The 14,647-nt window shown below is 70.1% G+C and carries 14 protein-coding genes; 1 reads left to right on the top strand and 13 read right to left on the bottom strand.

Annotation, left to right across the window (positions count from 1 at the left end; translation table 11 throughout):
* Positions 1-74 precede the first annotated feature (74 nt).
* From ACFY0T_RS18185 to ACFY0T_RS18140, 10 genes are all read right to left on the bottom strand, one after another.
* Positions 75-950, bottom strand: coding sequence for a carbohydrate ABC transporter permease (locus tag ACFY0T_RS18185; protein ID WP_388870979.1), 876 nt, complete (start codon positions 948-950; stop codon positions 75-77).
* The gene (locus ACFY0T_RS18180) at positions 947-1,900 is read right to left on the bottom strand and encodes a carbohydrate ABC transporter permease (RefSeq protein WP_388870976.1); all 954 of its coding nucleotides are present in this window, start codon (positions 1,898-1,900) and stop codon (positions 947-949) included. The genes ACFY0T_RS18185 and ACFY0T_RS18180 overlap by 4 nt, the downstream gene beginning before the upstream one ends.
* A gap of 5 nt (positions 1,901-1,905) precedes the next feature.
* Positions 1,906-3,258 carry an ABC transporter substrate-binding protein gene (locus tag ACFY0T_RS18175; protein ID WP_388870973.1) on the bottom strand — a complete coding sequence of 451 codons (1,353 nt, stop codon included), beginning with the start codon at positions 3,256-3,258 and terminating at the stop codon, positions 1,906-1,908.
* Between the two features lie 137 nt (positions 3,259-3,395).
* The gene (locus tag ACFY0T_RS18170) at positions 3,396-4,394 is read right to left on the bottom strand and encodes a LacI family DNA-binding transcriptional regulator (RefSeq protein WP_388870970.1); all 999 of its coding nucleotides are present in this window, start codon (positions 4,392-4,394) and stop codon (positions 3,396-3,398) included.
* Between the two features lie 66 nt (positions 4,395-4,460).
* Positions 4,461-5,150, bottom strand: coding sequence for a GntR family transcriptional regulator (locus tag ACFY0T_RS18165; RefSeq protein WP_388870967.1), 690 nt, complete (start codon positions 5,148-5,150; stop codon positions 4,461-4,463).
* 78 nt (positions 5,151-5,228) lie between these two features.
* On the bottom strand, positions 5,229-6,230 hold the full coding sequence (locus ACFY0T_RS18160) for a proline racemase family protein (protein WP_388870964.1): 1,002 nt from the start codon (positions 6,228-6,230) through the stop codon (positions 5,229-5,231).
* Positions 6,231-6,262: 32 nt separating this feature from the next.
* Entirely contained in the window at positions 6,263-7,159 is an 897-nt protein-coding gene (locus tag ACFY0T_RS18155) for a dihydrodipicolinate synthase family protein (protein ID WP_388870961.1), read from the bottom strand.
* 76 nt (positions 7,160-7,235) lie between these two features.
* On the bottom strand, positions 7,236-8,720 hold the full coding sequence (locus ACFY0T_RS18150; RefSeq protein ID WP_388870959.1) for an FAD-dependent oxidoreductase: 1,485 nt from the start codon (positions 8,718-8,720) through the stop codon (positions 7,236-7,238).
* Complete coding sequence (locus ACFY0T_RS18145) at positions 8,713-9,012, bottom strand: (2Fe-2S)-binding protein (protein ID WP_388870956.1); 300 nt, start codon at positions 9,010-9,012, stop codon at positions 8,713-8,715. The genes ACFY0T_RS18150 and ACFY0T_RS18145 overlap by 8 nt, the downstream gene beginning before the upstream one ends.
* Positions 9,009-10,166, bottom strand: a complete 1,158-nt coding sequence (locus tag ACFY0T_RS18140) for an NAD(P)/FAD-dependent oxidoreductase (protein WP_388870953.1) — start codon at positions 10,164-10,166, stop codon at positions 9,009-9,011. Before ACFY0T_RS18140 ends, ACFY0T_RS18145 begins: the two co-directional genes overlap by 4 nt.
* Before the next feature lie 102 nt (positions 10,167-10,268).
* Here ACFY0T_RS18140 and ACFY0T_RS18135 point away from each other — a divergent pair, with 102 nt between their 5' ends.
* The gene (locus ACFY0T_RS18135) at positions 10,269-11,678 is read left to right on the top strand and encodes an aminopeptidase P family protein (protein ID WP_388870951.1); all 1,410 of its coding nucleotides are present in this window, start codon (positions 10,269-10,271) and stop codon (positions 11,676-11,678) included.
* 21 nt (positions 11,679-11,699) lie between these two features.
* On the opposite strand, the gene ACFY0T_RS18130 is transcribed toward ACFY0T_RS18135, so the two are convergent.
* From ACFY0T_RS18130 to ACFY0T_RS18120, 3 genes are read right to left on the bottom strand one after another with little or no spacing between them, the layout of a single operon-like run.
* Complete coding sequence (locus ACFY0T_RS18130) at positions 11,700-12,515, bottom strand: ABC transporter permease (RefSeq protein ID WP_388870948.1); 816 nt, start codon at positions 12,513-12,515, stop codon at positions 11,700-11,702.
* Between the two features lie 10 nt (positions 12,516-12,525).
* Entirely contained in the window at positions 12,526-13,416 is an 891-nt protein-coding gene (locus ACFY0T_RS18125) for an ABC transporter permease (RefSeq protein WP_388870945.1), read from the bottom strand.
* Between the two features lie 7 nt (positions 13,417-13,423).
* Positions 13,424-14,623: an ABC transporter substrate-binding protein gene (locus tag ACFY0T_RS18120; RefSeq protein ID WP_388870942.1), complete on the bottom strand. Its 1,200-nt coding sequence runs from the start codon at positions 14,621-14,623 to the stop codon at positions 13,424-13,426.
* Positions 14,624-14,647: the final 24 nt, after the last annotated feature.

Genomic DNA, 14,647 nt, shown 5'->3' with positions numbered 1-14,647 from the left:
GCCTTTCTGTCGAGGGGGCGGCGCAAGCTCTGCTCTGTCGAGGGGGTGGCGTCGGCTCTGCAGAGCGGGCGGCGTCAGCCCTTCGTGCTGCCCGCGCTGATCCCGGCGATGATGTGCCGCTGGAACACCAGGAACATCACGACCATGGGAATGCTCGCGATCACCATCGCGGCGATGAGTACGGTCAGCGGGATGTTCTGGGACAGCTGGACGAGTGCCACGCTGATGGGCTGCTTGTCGGTGTCGGAGAAGACCATCAACGGCCAGAGGAAGTCCTGCCAGACGGCGACCAGGGCGAAGATCGACACGACACCGAGCACCGGCCGGGACATGGGCAGCACGATCGACCACAGCGTGCGCAGCCGACCGGCGCCGTCGATCTCGGCGGCCTCCAGGACGTCCCGCGGGATCTGGTCGAAGAAGCGCTTGAGGAGATAGAGATTGAAGGCGTTGGCCACGGCGGGCAGCCAGATGCCGAGCGGGTCGTTGAGCAAACTGGTGTGGATCAGCGGGAGATCGGCGACGGTCAGGTACTTCGGGACGACCAGCGCCTGCGCGGGGACCATCAGCGTGGCGAGGATGCCGCCGAGGATCAGCTTGCCGAAGGCGGGCTTCAGCTTGGAGAGGGCGTACGCGGCGGCGGTGCAGAACACGAGTTGCAGCAGCCAGGCGCCGGTGGCCTGCACCACGGTGTTCCACAGGTGGGTGGGCAGGTCCATCAGCTCCCATGCGTCGGTGTAGCCGGTGAGGTGCCATTTTTCCGGCACGAGGGACGGCGGGGTGCGCACCACCTCGTCCGGCGACTTCATGGCGCCGGTCACCATCCAGTAGACGGGGAAGAGGAAGGCGAGCGCGAAGAGCAGGACGACGCCGGTGAAGACGGTCCAGTAGAGGGCCTTGCCGCGGGGGCGGGCGAGCGCGAGCGGTGAGACCAGCGTGCGGGTGCTCATGCGTCCTCACCTCCGGAGCGGGTCAGCCGCAGATAGACCGCCGAGAAGGCGCTGAGCAGGACGAGCAGCATGACGCTCAAGGCACAGGCCCCGCCGAAGTCGTTGTAGAGGAAGGCGTACTTGTAGATCAGGTACAGGACGGTCACGGTCGCGTTCTCGGGGCCGCCACCCGTGATCACGAACGGCTCGGTGAAGACCTGCATGGTGGCGATGATCTGCAGCAGCATCAGCATGAGGATGATGAAGCGGGTCTGCGGGATCGTCACATGGCGGACGCGCTGCCAGATGGTCGCGCCGTCCAGCTCGGCCGCCTCGTACAGCTCGCCGGGGATGCTCTGCAGTGCGGCGAGGTAGATGAGGACGGTGCCGCCGAGATTGGCCCAGGTGGCGACGATGACCAGGCAGACGAGGGCGGTGTCGGCGCCGTTGGACCAGTTCGAGGTGGGCAGGTGCAGAAAGCGCAGCGCCTCGTTGGCGAGGCCCGCTCCGGGATCGTAGAACCACTTCCACAGCAGCGCGCTGACCACCGGCGGGATCATCACCGGCAGATAGACGACGACTCTGAAGAACGCCTTGGCGTGCCGGAGTTCATTGAGTACCAGCGCCATCACGAAGGGGACGGCGAAGCCGATGAGCAGGGCGAGGAGCGTGAAGGTGAGCGTGTTGCGCCAGGCGGCGGTGAACTCCGGGTCGTGGACGACGCGGGTGAAGTTGGCGGTGCCCACCCATGCGGCGCCGGAGCCGGGCGTGTACTTCTGGAAGGCGATCACGACCGCGCGGATCGCCGGGTACCAGGAGAACAGCGCGAAGCAGAGCAGGCCGCCGATCAGGAAGGCATACGCGCGGGACTGGTCGGCGAGCCGGCGCCGCCACCGGTTCCCCGCCTGGGGCGGCACCGGCACCGGCCGTACGGCGGTCGTCTCGACGGGTCGTGCCGCGGTCTTCGGCATCGGTGTCAGCCCCGGGCGAGGATGGAGTCGATCTTGCCGGAGGCGTCCTTGAGGAGCTGGTCGATGTCGGCGTCCTTCTTGGTCAGGACGGAGGAGACGGCGCCGTCGAGGACCGAGTAGATCTGCTGGGCCTGCGGCGGCTCGATCTTCATCTCCAGGCTCTGGTTGCCGTCGAGGAAGGCCTGGTAGTTCTCGACGGGGACATTGGCGTTGGCCTTCTTGACCTGCTGGTCCTTGGCGTCGGCGGCGCCGGTGAACAGGCGCGGCTCGGGCAGGCCGACGGGCGCGTCGTGCTGCTTGGCGCGGGCGTAGTCGCCGAGGAAGCCCTTGCCGGGCGTCAGGAACATGTGGTCGAGCCACTTGAGGCCGGCCCTGATCTGCGCCGGGGTGTCCTTCTTGTTGAACATGTAGCCGTCGCCGCCGATGAGCGTGCCCTTGCCGCCTGGCATCGGGGCCAGTGCGAGGTCCTTGTAGTTGCCGCCCTTCTCCTTCACCAGGATCGGGATGTTGTCGGGAGCGGAGAGGTACATGCCGAGCTTGCCGGAGCCCATCAGCTGCTGGACGTCGTTGATGACCAACAGCTGTTTGCTGCCCATGGAGTTGTCGCTCCAGCGCATGTCCTTGAGGTTCTGCAGGACGGCCTTGCCCTCGGGGGTGTCGACGGTGGCCTTCTTGCCGTCCTCGCTCACGACGTTCCCGCCCTGCGAGTAGAGCTCGGCGGTGAAGTGCCAACCCCCTTGGTTCTGGGCGCTGTAGTCGGCGTAGCCGACGGTGCCGCCGCCGAGCGCGGCTATCTTCTTGGCGTCCGCCCGCACCTCTTCCCAGGTCGTCGGGGGCTTGTCGGGGTCGAGGCCGGCCTTCTCGAAGAGCTTCTTGTTGTAGATGAGGCCCATCGAGTAGCCGGTGCGCGGGACGCCGTAGATCTTGCCGTCGACGGTGTAGATGTCGCGCAACTGCTGCTGGATGGTGCCGTAGCTCTTGAGCTCCTTGACGTAACGGGTGATGTCGGCGGCCTGGTTGACGTCGACGACGTGCCCCGCGTCGGTGAAGTACGTGTAGAAGACGTCCTCCATCTGACCGCCGGCGAGCTTGGCGTCGAACGTCTTGGGGTCCTGACATGGGAACGCGTCGTGTGCGACGACGTCGATGTCCGGGTTGGCCTTCTCGAACGCCTTGATGTCGGCCTCGAAGAACGAACGGTCGACCTTGGCGCTCTTGGGCGGCATGCAGTTGACGGTGATGCGGGTCTTGCCACCCGCGGATCCGTCATCGCTCGCGCCGCAGGCCGTGACGGCGCCGAGCGCGAGGGTGGAGACCATGAGCGTGGTGCGGGTGCGGCGGAACCCGGTGCTTCTCATCGGTGGACCCCTTTGGGCAGGAGCGGAGGCCCACGGCGGCGCGCCGCCGTGTTCTGGCGCCGCACACTCAAGCACCGCCGACATCTGTCCGCAAGATGTCGCGCGAATTCTGTAATTAATCGACAGCCCTGTGGATCTCAGTCACGCGGAGCTTGCGCCGTGGAACCACGCACCACCAACTCCGGCTCGAACAACAGCTCTTCCGGGGGTACGGAGCTGCCGCCGATCTGCGCGTTCAGCAGCTCCACCGCCGCCCTCCCCATGGCCTCGATGGGCTGACGGACGGTGGTCAGCGCAGGCTCCGTGCAGTTCATGAGGGCCGAGTCGTCGTAACCGACCACGGAGATCTGCGAGGGGACGCCGAGTCCCTTGCGGCGCGCGGCCCGTACGGCACCGAGCGCGAGGGGATCGCTGGCGCAGATGATGCCCGTGACCCCGCGGTCGATGAGCCGGGAGGCCGCCGCGTGGCCCCCCTCGATCGAGAACATGGCCCGCGCCACGTACGCGTCGGACAGCCCGGGGGCGACCGCCCGGGCCGCCGCCAGTTTGCGGCCCGAGGGGATGTGATCGGCCGGCCCGAGCACCAGTCCGATCCGCTCGTGTCCCAGCGAGGCGAGATGGCGCCACGCCTGCTCAACGGCCACCGCGTCGTCGCAGGACACACCCGGAAAGCCCAGGTGCTCGATGGCCGCGTTGACGAGTACCACCGGGATCTTGCGGTCCGCGAGCCGCCGGTAGTGGTCGTGCGGGGCGTCGGCCTGCGCGTACAGACCGCCCGCGAACACCACCCCGGAGACCTGCTGCTGGAGCAGCAGGTCCACATAGTCCGACTCGGAGACGCCGCCCTTGGTCTGCGTGCACAGCACCGGGGTGAGCCCGAGCTGCGCGAGCGCCCCGCCGATCACTTCGGCGAACGCCGGGAAGATCGGGTTCTGCAGCTCGGGCAGCACGAGGCCCACGAGACGCGCGCGTTCACCGCGCAGCTGCGTGGGCCGCTCGTAGCCGAGGACGTCGAGGGCGGAGAGCACCGACTGCCGGGTGGCCTCGGAGACTCCGGGCTTGCCGTTGAGCACCCGGCTGACCGTGGCCTCACTGACCCCGACCTTCTTCGCCACCTGAGCAAGTCGTCGCGTCATGCGCGCAAGAATAGCGCAAGAAATGCAAGCGGCTTGCGTAAAGGTGGAGCATCTCGCCGGCGCCGACTAGGGGGCCGCCCACAGGCCGCGGACATGCCCCAGGTGTCGGGTCATCACTTCGCGTACGGCGTCCTCGTCACGGGCGAGGAGCGCGTCGAGGAGTTCGAGGTGCTCCTCCGCGGAGGCCTCCAGGCGGCCCGCCTCCACGAGGGCGTTGAGCCCGTAGAGGCGGGAGCGCTTGCGCAGGTCGCCGACGACCTCGACCAGGTGCGCGTTGCCCGCGAGGGCGAGCAGGCCGAGGTGGAAGCGGATGTCCGCCTCGACGTAGGCGATGAGGTCGCCGGCCGCCGCCGCGGTCACGATCTCCCGGGCGGCCGGGCGCAGCGCCTCCAGGGAGACGGGATCCGCCGTGGTGGCCAGCTCGACCACGGTGGGGATCTCGATGAGCGAGCGGATGTGGGTGTACTCGTCGAGTTGCTTCTCGGAGACCGCGGTGACCCGGAAGCCCTTGTTCGGCACCGTGTCGACCAGGCCCTCCTTGGCGAGATCGAGCATGGCCTCACGCACCGGCGTGGCCGAGACACCGAAGCGGGCGGCGAGCGTCGGCGCCGAGTACACCTCGCCCGCACGCAGTTCGCCGGCGATCAGCGCGGCCCGCAGCGCGTCCGCGACGCGCTCGCGGTAGCTGCTCTTCTTCCCGCCCAGCGTGGGCAGGGAGGGAGCGGCTGAGGGTGCGCTGCTGCGCTGGGCGGCCATGGGGTGTCTCCTCGTACGGGCACATGCCACGTCGGGGGCATATGCAATGTCACGCGCTACCAGTATCCCCGGAAGGCCCTACAGAACGAATCCGGCCGGGAACGGATCGGAGGGGTCGAGCAGATACTGGGCGGTGCCGGTGATCCAGGCGCGGCCGGTGAAGCTGGGCAGCACGGCGGGGATGCCGGCGACCTCGGTCGTGCCGAGCAGACGGCCGGTGAACTGGGTCCCGATGAAGGACTCGTTCACGAACTCGGTGTGCAGCGGGAGTTCGCCCCGCGCATGCAGTTGTGCCATGCGCGCGCTGGTGCCCGTACCGCAGGGTGAGCGGTCGAACCAGCCGGGATGGATGGCCATCGCGTGCCGCGAGTGGCGGGCGGTGGCGCCGGGCGCGTACAGGTGGACGTGGTGGCAGCCGCGGATCGACGGGTCCTCGGGGTGGACGGGCTCGTCGGCGGCGTTGATGGCGTCCATCAGGGACAGGCCCGCCTTGAGGATGTCGTCCTTGCGGGAGCGGTCGAAGGGGAGCCCGAACTGCTCCAGCGGCAGGATGGCGTAGAAGTTGCCGCCGTATGCCAGGTCGTAGGTCACCGTCCGCCCGTCGGCGAGTGTGGCCTTGCGGTCGAGGCCGACGGAGAAGGACGGCACGTTCTTGAGCGTGACCGCCTTGGCGGCGCCGTCCTCGACCGCGACCTCGGCGACGACCAGGCCCGCCGGGGTGTCGAGCCGGATGGTGGTGACCGGCTCGACGACCTCGACCATGCCGGTTTCGACGAGCACGGTCGCCACGCCGATCGTGCCGTGCCCGCACATGGGCAGATAGCCGGACACCTCGATGTAGACGACGCCCCAGTCGCAGTCCGGGCGGGTGGGCGGCTGGAGGATGGCGCCGCTCATCGCCGCGTGGCCGCGCGGCTCGTTCATCAGGAGCTGCTTGATGTCGTCGCGGTGCTCACGGAAGTGAAGTCGCCGCTCGTTCATGGTCGCGCCCGGGATCGTGCCGATCCCGCCGGTGATCACCCGGGTGGGCATGCCCTCGGTGTGCGAGTCGACGGCGTGCAGGACGAGTGTGCTGCGCATGGGATCACTGACTCCTGATCGTCGAAGGTGGGTCAGGCGAGACCGGCGGCGACGGCCCGCTCCGTGGCCTCGCGGACGGCGGCCTCCTGCTCCGGCAGCAGCGGGACGCGCGGCGGGCGGACCGGACCGCCGTGCCGGCCGACGATGTCCATGGACAGTTTGATGGCCTGCACGAACTCGACCTTGGAGTCCCAGCGCAGCAGCGGGTGCAGCTGGCGGTACAGCTTGCCGGCGGTGTCGAGGTCGCCGTCGACGGCGGCGCGGTACAGCTCGACGCTCGCACGGGGCAGCGCGTTCGGGTAGCCGGCCACCCAGCCCTTGGCGCCCGCGACGGCAAGCTCCAGCAGGACGTCGTCGGCGCCGATCAACAGGTCGAGCGTCGGGGCGAGTTCGGCGAGCCGGTAGGCGCGGCGCACATCGCCGGAGAACTCCTTGACCGCGTGGATGTAGCCCGCGCCGTGCAGCTCGGCGAGCAGTTCGGGCACCAGGTCGACCTTGGTGTCGATCGGATTGTTGTACGCGACGATCGGGACGCCCGCCTTGGCGACCTCCTCGTAGTGGGCGAGGACGGAGCGTTCGTCGGCGCGGTAGGCGTTCGGCGGCAGCAGCATCACGGCCTGGCAGCCCGCGTCCTTGGCCTGCTCGGCCCAGCGGCGGGCCTCGGCGGAGCCGTAGGCGGCGACGCCGGGCATCACGCGCGCCCCGCCGATCGCGGCGACGGCCGTCTCGACGACCTTCGCGCGCTCCTCGGGCGTGAGCACCTGGTACTCACCGAGCGAGCCGTTCGGTACGACGCCGTCGCAGCCGTTCTCCACCAGCCAGGCGCAGTGTTCGGCGTACTTGTCGTGGTTCACGGAGAGGTCGTCGTTCAGCGGGAGCGCGGTGGCGACGAGGACTCCGCGCCAGGGGCGGTTCTCGATGGCGGTCATGAGCAGATCCCTCTCAATAGGGTGTGACATTTTATTGGCGGCGACGAGGCACTGGCGAGGTGCCGCGCCCCCGGAGTCAGTGGCCCTCGGGGCCGTGGTCTTCGGGGCAGTGGACGTCGGGGCCGTGGTCTTCGGGGCAGTGGTCTTCGGGCTCCCCAGTCCGGGCGAGCACGCCGAGCGGCACCGGGCGGGCCAACAGCCGCCGGGCCGACGTCTGTTCGCACCCGGCGAGACCCGCGACCGCGGGCTCGCACATCCGGCCCTGGCACCAGCCCATCCCGGCACGGGTGAGCAGCTTCACGGTGCGTACGTCACCCGCGCCGAGCTCGTCGACGGCCGCGCGGATCTCACCGCCGGTGACCTCCTCGCAGCGGCATACGACGGTGTCGTCGGTGACCTGCTCCGTCCAGTGCGCGGGCGGTGCGTACACGGTGTCGAGCGCGGCGAAGAACTCCCGCATTCTCGTACGGGACTTGGCGACCGTCGCCCACGCGCGCGGGTCGGGTGCCGTGCCGGTGAGCCGGGCGGCGACGGAGCGGCCGGCGATGTGGCCCTCGGCGAGCGACAGCGCGGAGCCGCCGATGCCGGTGGTCTCGCCCGCGGCCCAGACGCCGGGCACATCGGTGCGCTGCTCGTCGTCGACGGACACCTTCAGTCCGTCGATACGGCAGCCGAGCGACTCCGCGAGATCGGTGTGCGGCAGCATGCCGTGCCCGACGGCGAGCGTGTCGCAGGGGATGCGCCGCTCGGTGCCGGGCCTGACCCGCCCGTCGATGTCGAGCGCGGCGACGGTCACGGCGTCGAGCCGCTCCTGGCCGTGTGCCTCGACGACGGTGTGCCGGGGGATGAACGGGACGCGGTATCGCAGGAGTTGGGCCGCGTACTGGGCCCCTTCGGCGACCTTGCCGGGCTGGGCGGCCAGCGCGGCCGCCTTGCGCGCGAACGCCCTCGGGTCGGCGGACTCGACGAGCGCGGCGACCTCCACGCCCGCCGCGGCCAGCCCGGTCGCCACGGGCAGCAGCAACGGCCCGGTCCCGGCCACGACAGCGGTCCGCCCCGGCACGACGAGCCCGCCCTTGAGCATGGCCTGGGCCCCGCCCGCGGTCACGACACCGGGGAGGGTCCAGCCGGGGAAGGGCAGCACCTTCTCGTACCCGCCGGTGGCGAGGAGCACGGCGTCGGCGTGGACGGTGACGGGCTCCTCCTGGAGGGGGCCGAGGAGGGCGTGGACGGTGAAGCCGCCAGGGTGTGCTTGCGCCGCCGGTGTCGGCGCGCAGCGCTCGACCAGCCACACATGGTGGTCCGTCAGGTGCTCGACCCTGCCCGCCGCCATATGCCCGGCGAGCCCCTGCGCCAGTCGGTCCCAGGTGCGCCACTGGTGGTGAAGTGCCCGCGGGCGGCGCGCGCCGAGCCCGGGCGCGGGCTGGCGGTAGAACTGCCCGCCGGCCTCCGCCGCCGAGTCGATCAGTGTGACCCGGATGCCGCGTGCCGCGGCGGCGAGGGACGCGGCGAGCCCCGCCGGGCCCGCGCCGATCACCGCGAGGTGCGGTCGGTCAGTCATCGTGGCCCGTGCCTTCCTGCGTCCGGATCGTGTCGCCCGGCCGCACCGGCACCAGGCAGGCCCGTTGGTTGGGGCGGTCGTTGACGGTCACGAGGCAGTCGAAGCAGACGCCGATGCCGCAGAAGACGCCGCGCGGGCGGCCCGCGCCGCGGGTACTGCGCCAGGAGGTGACGCCCGCGGCCCACAGCGCGGCGGCGACGGTCTGGCCGGGCAGCGCCTCGATCTCACGGTCGTCGAGGGTGACGGTGAAGGCGGGTCCCGGCTCGGCCCGTACCAGTTCCAGGGGATTCACGCGGCCTCCTCGGGGAAGCGGTCGGGCCGGAACGGCGCGAGGTCGAGGTCGGGGGTCTTGTCGGTCAGGACCTGCGCGAGCAGATGCCCGGTACCGGTGGCGAGCCCGATGCCCGCGCCCTCGTGCCCGCAGGCGTGGAAGAGGCCGGGCACCCGGGGGTCGGGGCCGATCGCGGGGAGGTGGTCGGGCATGTACGGGCGGAAGCCCAGGTAGGTCCGCAGGGCCCGCACCTCGGCCAGGAACGGGAAGAGTCGCGTCGCACCCGCCGCGAGTGCCCGGACGACCGGCAGCGAGAACGACCGGTCGAAGCCGACCCGCTCCCGGCTCGCGCCGATCAGGATCGGCCCCGCGGCCGTCCCTTCGACGACAGGCGACGTCTGGAGCGCCGCCGAGTCGCTGGCCACGTCGGCGACATAGTCCGCGGCGTACACCTTGTGCCGGACCCTGCGCGGCAGCGGCTCGGTCACGAGGACGAACCCGCGGCGGGGCAGGACGGGGAGGGAGACACCGGCCAGTCCGGCCACCGCCGAGCCCCAGGTGCCGGCCGCGTTCACCACGGCGGGGGCATGGATGTCCCCCCGGTCGGTCCGCACGCCCAGCACCGACCCGCTCGCCGTGCGCAGCACCTCGGTCACGGTCCGCCCGGTCAGCAGCCGTGCCCCCGACGCCCGCACCAGATGGGCGGCGGCCAGGGCCGGCATCACCTGGGTGTCCTGCGGATAGTGCACGGCGCCCGCGAGCCCTGGCGCCAAGTGCGGTTCCAGGTCGTGGAGTCGGTCCGCCGCGACCGGCACGGCCGAGACTCCGGCCGCCCGCTGCCCGGCCGCGAAGGTCTCCAGCGCGGTCAGCCCTTCGGGCGTGGAGGCCACGACGACACCGCCCTTGGCCTCGTACTCGATCGCCGGTCCGAGCCCCGCCTCTCCCGCTAGGTCGGCCCACAGGCGCCCCGACAGCAGGGCGAGGTCGAGCTCGGGCCCTGGCTCCTTGTCGGAGACGAGCAGGTTTCCCTCGCCCGCGCCGGTCGTGCCGCCGGCCACCGGACCGCGGTCCACCACGGCGACGTCGAGGCCCGCCCGCACCGCGTACCAGGCGCAGGCAGCGCCCACCATTCCGGCCCCGACGACCACGACATCGCAGGTAAATGGCTTGCTCACATCAGTACTATGTCACATGCTTCTGTTCTGGGGAACAGTCGACGACACACACCGACGACACATTCAGACGACGCACACAGACGCATATAAGGGGTGCCTGACGTGGCCAAGGGTCGAAAGAACGGTCTGTACCGAGGAATCTCCGACGAGCTGTCCACCCTGATGCGCACGGGCTGGGCCGACACCGAACAGCGCGATCTGCCACCGACCGAGCAGGCGCCCCACGCGGCCCGCCGCCGCGCCGCGCTCTCCGCCCGCTTCCCGGGCGAGCGACTCGTCATCCCCTCCGGGAGCCTCAAGACCCGCTCGAACGACACCCACTACCCGTTCCGCCCGTACTCGGGCTACGTCCACCTGACGGGTGATCAAGCCCGGGACGGCGCCTTGGTGCTGGAGCCCCGCGCGGACGGCGGGCACGACGCGCACTGCTATCAGCTCCCTCGCGACAGCCGGGACAGCGACGAGTTCTGGACGGGCATGACGGCCGAACTGTGGATGGGCCGCCGCCGCTCCCTCGCCGAGTCCGAGCAGGTGCTCGGCCTGCCCTGCCGTGACATCCGCACGATCGCCGAGGACCTCAAGAACGCCGGCGTACCGACCCGAGTCGTACGCGGCCACGACCCCGTCATCGACGCGGCGCTCACCACGGACGAGGAGCGCGACGCCGAGTTCGAGGAGGCGGTGTCCGGGCTGCGGCTGGTGAAGGACGCCTGGGAGATCGGCGAGATGCGCCGGGCGGTCGACGCCACGGTCCGCGGATTCACCGATGTCGTACGGGAGTTGTCGCAGGCGGTCGCCACCTCGGAGCGCTGGATCGAGGGCACCTTCTTCCGCCGCGCCCGCGTCGAGGGCAACGACGTCGGCTACGGCTCCATCTGCGCGGCCGGCGAGCACGCCACGATCATGCACTGGCAGGACAACGACGGCCCGGTCCGCCCCGGCGAACTGCTCCTGCTCGACGCCGGCGTGGAGACCCGCACCCTCTACACCGCCGACGTCACCCGCACCCTCCCGATCAGCGGCACGTTCAGCCCGCTCCAGCGCCAGATCTACGACGCGGTGTACGAGGCCCAGGAGGCCGGCATGGCCGCGGTGAAGCCGGGCGCCCGTTACCGCGACTTCCACGAGGCCGCCCAGCGGTCGATGACCGAACGGCTCGTGGAGTGGGGCTTCATCGAGGGCCCGGCCGAGCGGGCGTACGAACTCGGTCTGCAGCGCCGCTTCACCATGGCCGGCACCGGGCACATGCTCGGGCTCGACGTCCACGACTGCGCCAGGGCCCGCAACGAGGAGTACGTCGACGGGGTCCTGGAGCCGGGCATGGTGCTCACCGTCGAGCCGGGCCTCTACTTCCAACCGGACGATCTGACCGTGCCGGAGGAATGGCGCGGCATCGGCGTGCGGATCGAGGACGACCTCCTCGTCACGGCGGACGGGTACGAGAACCTGTCGGCGGGGCTGCCGCGCTCCGCCGACGAAGTCGAGACGTGGATGCGGGAGTTCGCCGGGTAACCCCTGGGGGATGCCCGCCGCTCAGATCCTGCTCTCGGTCGCCGTGTCGGCGGACAGCCGCTGCGCCGCGTAGATCGGAATCACCGAGAGCAGGACGAGCACCGCCGCCACGACGTTCACGACCGGGGCCTGCTGGGGCCGTGTCATGTTGTTGAAGATCCAGATCGGCAGGGTCTCGATACCGGGCCCGGCCGTGAATGTCGTCACCACGATCTCGTCGAAGGAGAGCGCGAAGGCGAGGAGTCCGCCCGCCAGCAGCGCCGAGCGCACCAGCGGGAAGGTGACGTCGACGAAGGCCCGGAAGGTGTCCGCGCCCAGGTCCATCGCCGCTTCCTCGTACGAGCCGGACGTCCGGCGCAGCCGCGCGACGACGTTGTTGAAGACGACCACGATGCAGAAGGTGGCGTGGCCGACGATCACGGTGAACATGCCGAGGCCGACGCCGAGCGGCTCGAGCACGGTGCTGAAGGCCGAGTTGAGCGCGATACCGGTGACGATGCCGGGCAGCGCGATCGGCAGGACGACCACGAAGGAGATCGCGTCGCGGCCGAAGAAGCGGTGCCGGGCCACCGCGAAGGCGATCAGCGTGCCGAGCACCAGGGCGATGGCGGTGGCGCCGAGCCCCGCCTTGACCGAGACCCACAGGGCCGCGCGGGCGCCCTCGTTCTCCCAGGCGACCGACCACCAGTGGAAGGTGAGCCCCGGCGGCGGCCAGCTCGCGCTGCGGTCCGGGTTGAAGGAGTTGACCAGGACCAGCGCGAGCGGGACGTAGATGATCGCGAAGCCGAGCCCGGCGGCGACGCGCAGGGCGATGCGCGCGGAACGGGAGAGTTGCACTGCGGGCTCCTCAGAGGCTGCTCAGGGCGCCCGTGCGGCGCATCGCGAGCAGGTACAGCACGATGACGACGACGGGGACCGTGCCGAGCGCGGCGGCCATGGGCAGGTTCAGTTCGATGTTGGAGTAGACGAGGTTGCCGATGAGCTGGGTCTTGCCGCCCACGATCTGCACGGTGATGTAGTCGCCGAGGCTGAGCGAGAAGGTGAAGACCGAGCCCGCGGCCACCGAAGGCAGCACCATCGGCAGGACGACGGAGCGGAAGGTGCGTCCGGGGCGCCCGCCCAAGTCGGCCGACGCGTCCAGCAGGTTGGCGGGCAGCTGCTCCAGGGCCGTGTGGATCGGAAGGATCATGTACGGCAGCCAGAGGTACGTCAGCGCGATGATCGCCGCGGGCAGTCCGTACCCGGGTCCGCTCAGCCCGAACGGCTTCAACATCCAGTCGGTGAGCCCTCCCTGAGAGAGGATCAGCCGCCAGGCATACACCTTGACGAGGTAACTCGCCCACAGCGGAGTCAGGATGGCGACGACGAGCAGCGGGCGCCACTTGGGCCGGGCGATGCGGGCCGTGTAGAAGGCGACCGGGAAGGCGATCACCGCGCACAGGGCGGTGACCGCGAGTGCGACGCCGATGCTGCGCAGGATCACCTGCCGGAAGACCGGCGTCGTGAACAGCGCGTGGAAGTTGTCGGTCGACCAGACCTTCACCACCTCGGAGGTGAAGGAGTCGGTCGTCCAGAACGCCGAGACGAACAGCACGGCCAGCGAGCCGAGGTAGAGCACCGCCAGCCAGAGCAGCGGCGCGGTCAGCAGCAGGGACAGCCTGAGCCGCGGCCGGCGGTGCAGGGTCCCGGCGAGCCGCCGGACGGGGGAGCGTCCGGCGGCCTGCGCGGTGGAGGTCATCGGTGTGTCAGCCCTTGATCTCGGTCCAGGCCTGGACCCACTTGGCGTAGGGCACGCACTTGACGTCGGTGCGGCCGTCGAGGCACTGCTCGATGGGCGTGTTCCAGAACGCGATGTTCTTCCAGTAGCTCTCGTCGGTGGCGTGGAAGGTGTCGCAGAACGACTTGTCGCTGGTCTCGTCGCACGCCTTGGCGTTCGCCGGGGCCTCCCCGAAGTACTCGGCGACCTGGGCGTTCACCTTCGGCGAGATGATCCAGTCCATCCACTTGTAGGCGCAGTTCGGGTGCTTGGCCTTGGCGGAGATCATCCAGGTGTCCGACCAGCCGGTGGAACCCTCCTTGGGCACGAAGGCCTTCACCTTGGCGCCCTCGTCCGCGGCGAGGTTGGCGATGACCTGCCAGGTGGTGCCGACCACCGAGTCACCGCTCTTGAACGCGGAGATCTCCTTGAGGTAGTCGCTCCAGTACTCCCCCACGTTCGCGCTCTGCTTCTTCAGCAGGTCGACGGCCGCGTCGAACTGCTTCTGGTCCAGTGCGTAGGGGTCCTTGATCTTCAGCTCCGGCTTGGTCGCCTTGAGGTAGAGCGCCGCGTCGGCGATGTAGATCGGCGAGTCGTACGCCGTCACATGCCCCTTGTACGTCGAGGCGTCGTCGAAGACCGCGGACCAGGAGGTCGGGGCGGGCGTGACCTTCTGCGTGTTGTACATCAGCAGGTTGGCGCCGCGGCCGTGCGGAATGCCGTACATCTGGCCGTCGACGGAGTTCCAGGCCCCGTCCTTGAGGCCGCTGAAGACGTCCTTGTAGTTGGGTACGAGGTCGGTGTTGACCGGGGCCGCGTCGCCGGAGGCGATGAGGCGCAGGGAGGCGTCGCCCGACGCGGAGACAGCGTCGTACTGGCCGGTCTTCATCAGCTTGACCATCTCGTCGGAGCTGGCGGCGACCTTGGAGTTGACCTGACAGCCGGTCTGCTTCTCGAAGTCGCCGACCCAGTCGACCTTGGGGTCGTTGGAGCCGTCCTCGACATAGCCGGCCCAGGCGATGAGGTTCACCTGGCCCTCGGTCTTGCCGAGCTTCGACTGCGCCTTCAGGTCGGGCGGGTTGAGCCCGGTCGACGAGGAGGAGCCGCCCGAGTCGGACGATCCGCAGGCGGTGGCCGCGACGAGCACCGCGACCGCGGCGGCGGCTTGAAGGGTTCGGGTGAGGCGCACGACGGACTCCATACGTGATGGGGG

This window comes from Streptomyces sp. NPDC001530 (assembly GCF_042894545.1).
Taxonomy (GTDB): Bacteria; Actinomycetota; Actinomycetes; order Streptomycetales; family Streptomycetaceae; genus Streptomyces.
Note: the sequence above shows the minus strand (reverse complement) of the source record. Positions and strands in the feature narration are given on the sequence as shown.

What these genes read in the sequence shown, in the direction of transcription:
- ACFY0T_RS18185 (WP_388870979.1), bottom strand. Translation starts at nt 950, where the DNA reads ATGAGCACCCGCACGCTGGTCTCACCGCTCGCGCTCGCCCGCCCCCGC.
- ACFY0T_RS18155 (WP_388870961.1), bottom strand. Translation starts at nt 7,159, where the DNA reads ATGACCGCCATCGAGAACCGCCCCTGGCGCGGAGTCCTCGTCGCCACC.
- ACFY0T_RS18165 (WP_388870967.1), bottom strand. Translation starts at nt 5,150, where the DNA reads ATGGCCGCCCAGCGCAGCAGCGCACCCTCAGCCGCTCCCTCCCTGCCC.
- ACFY0T_RS18150 (WP_388870959.1), bottom strand. Translation starts at nt 8,720, where the DNA reads ATGACTGACCGACCGCACCTCGCGGTGATCGGCGCGGGCCCGGCGGGG.
- ACFY0T_RS18170 (WP_388870970.1), bottom strand. Translation starts at nt 4,394, where the DNA reads ATGACGCGACGACTTGCTCAGGTGGCGAAGAAGGTCGGGGTCAGTGAG.
- ACFY0T_RS18180 (WP_388870976.1), bottom strand. Translation starts at nt 1,900, where the DNA reads ATGCCGAAGACCGCGGCACGACCCGTCGAGACGACCGCCGTACGGCCG.
- ACFY0T_RS18125 (WP_388870945.1), bottom strand. Translation starts at nt 13,416, where the DNA reads ATGACCTCCACCGCGCAGGCCGCCGGACGCTCCCCCGTCCGGCGGCTC.
- ACFY0T_RS18175 (WP_388870973.1), bottom strand. Translation starts at nt 3,258, where the DNA reads ATGAGAAGCACCGGGTTCCGCCGCACCCGCACCACGCTCATGGTCTCC.
- ACFY0T_RS18160 (WP_388870964.1), bottom strand. Translation starts at nt 6,230, where the DNA reads ATGCGCAGCACACTCGTCCTGCACGCCGTCGACTCGCACACCGAGGGC.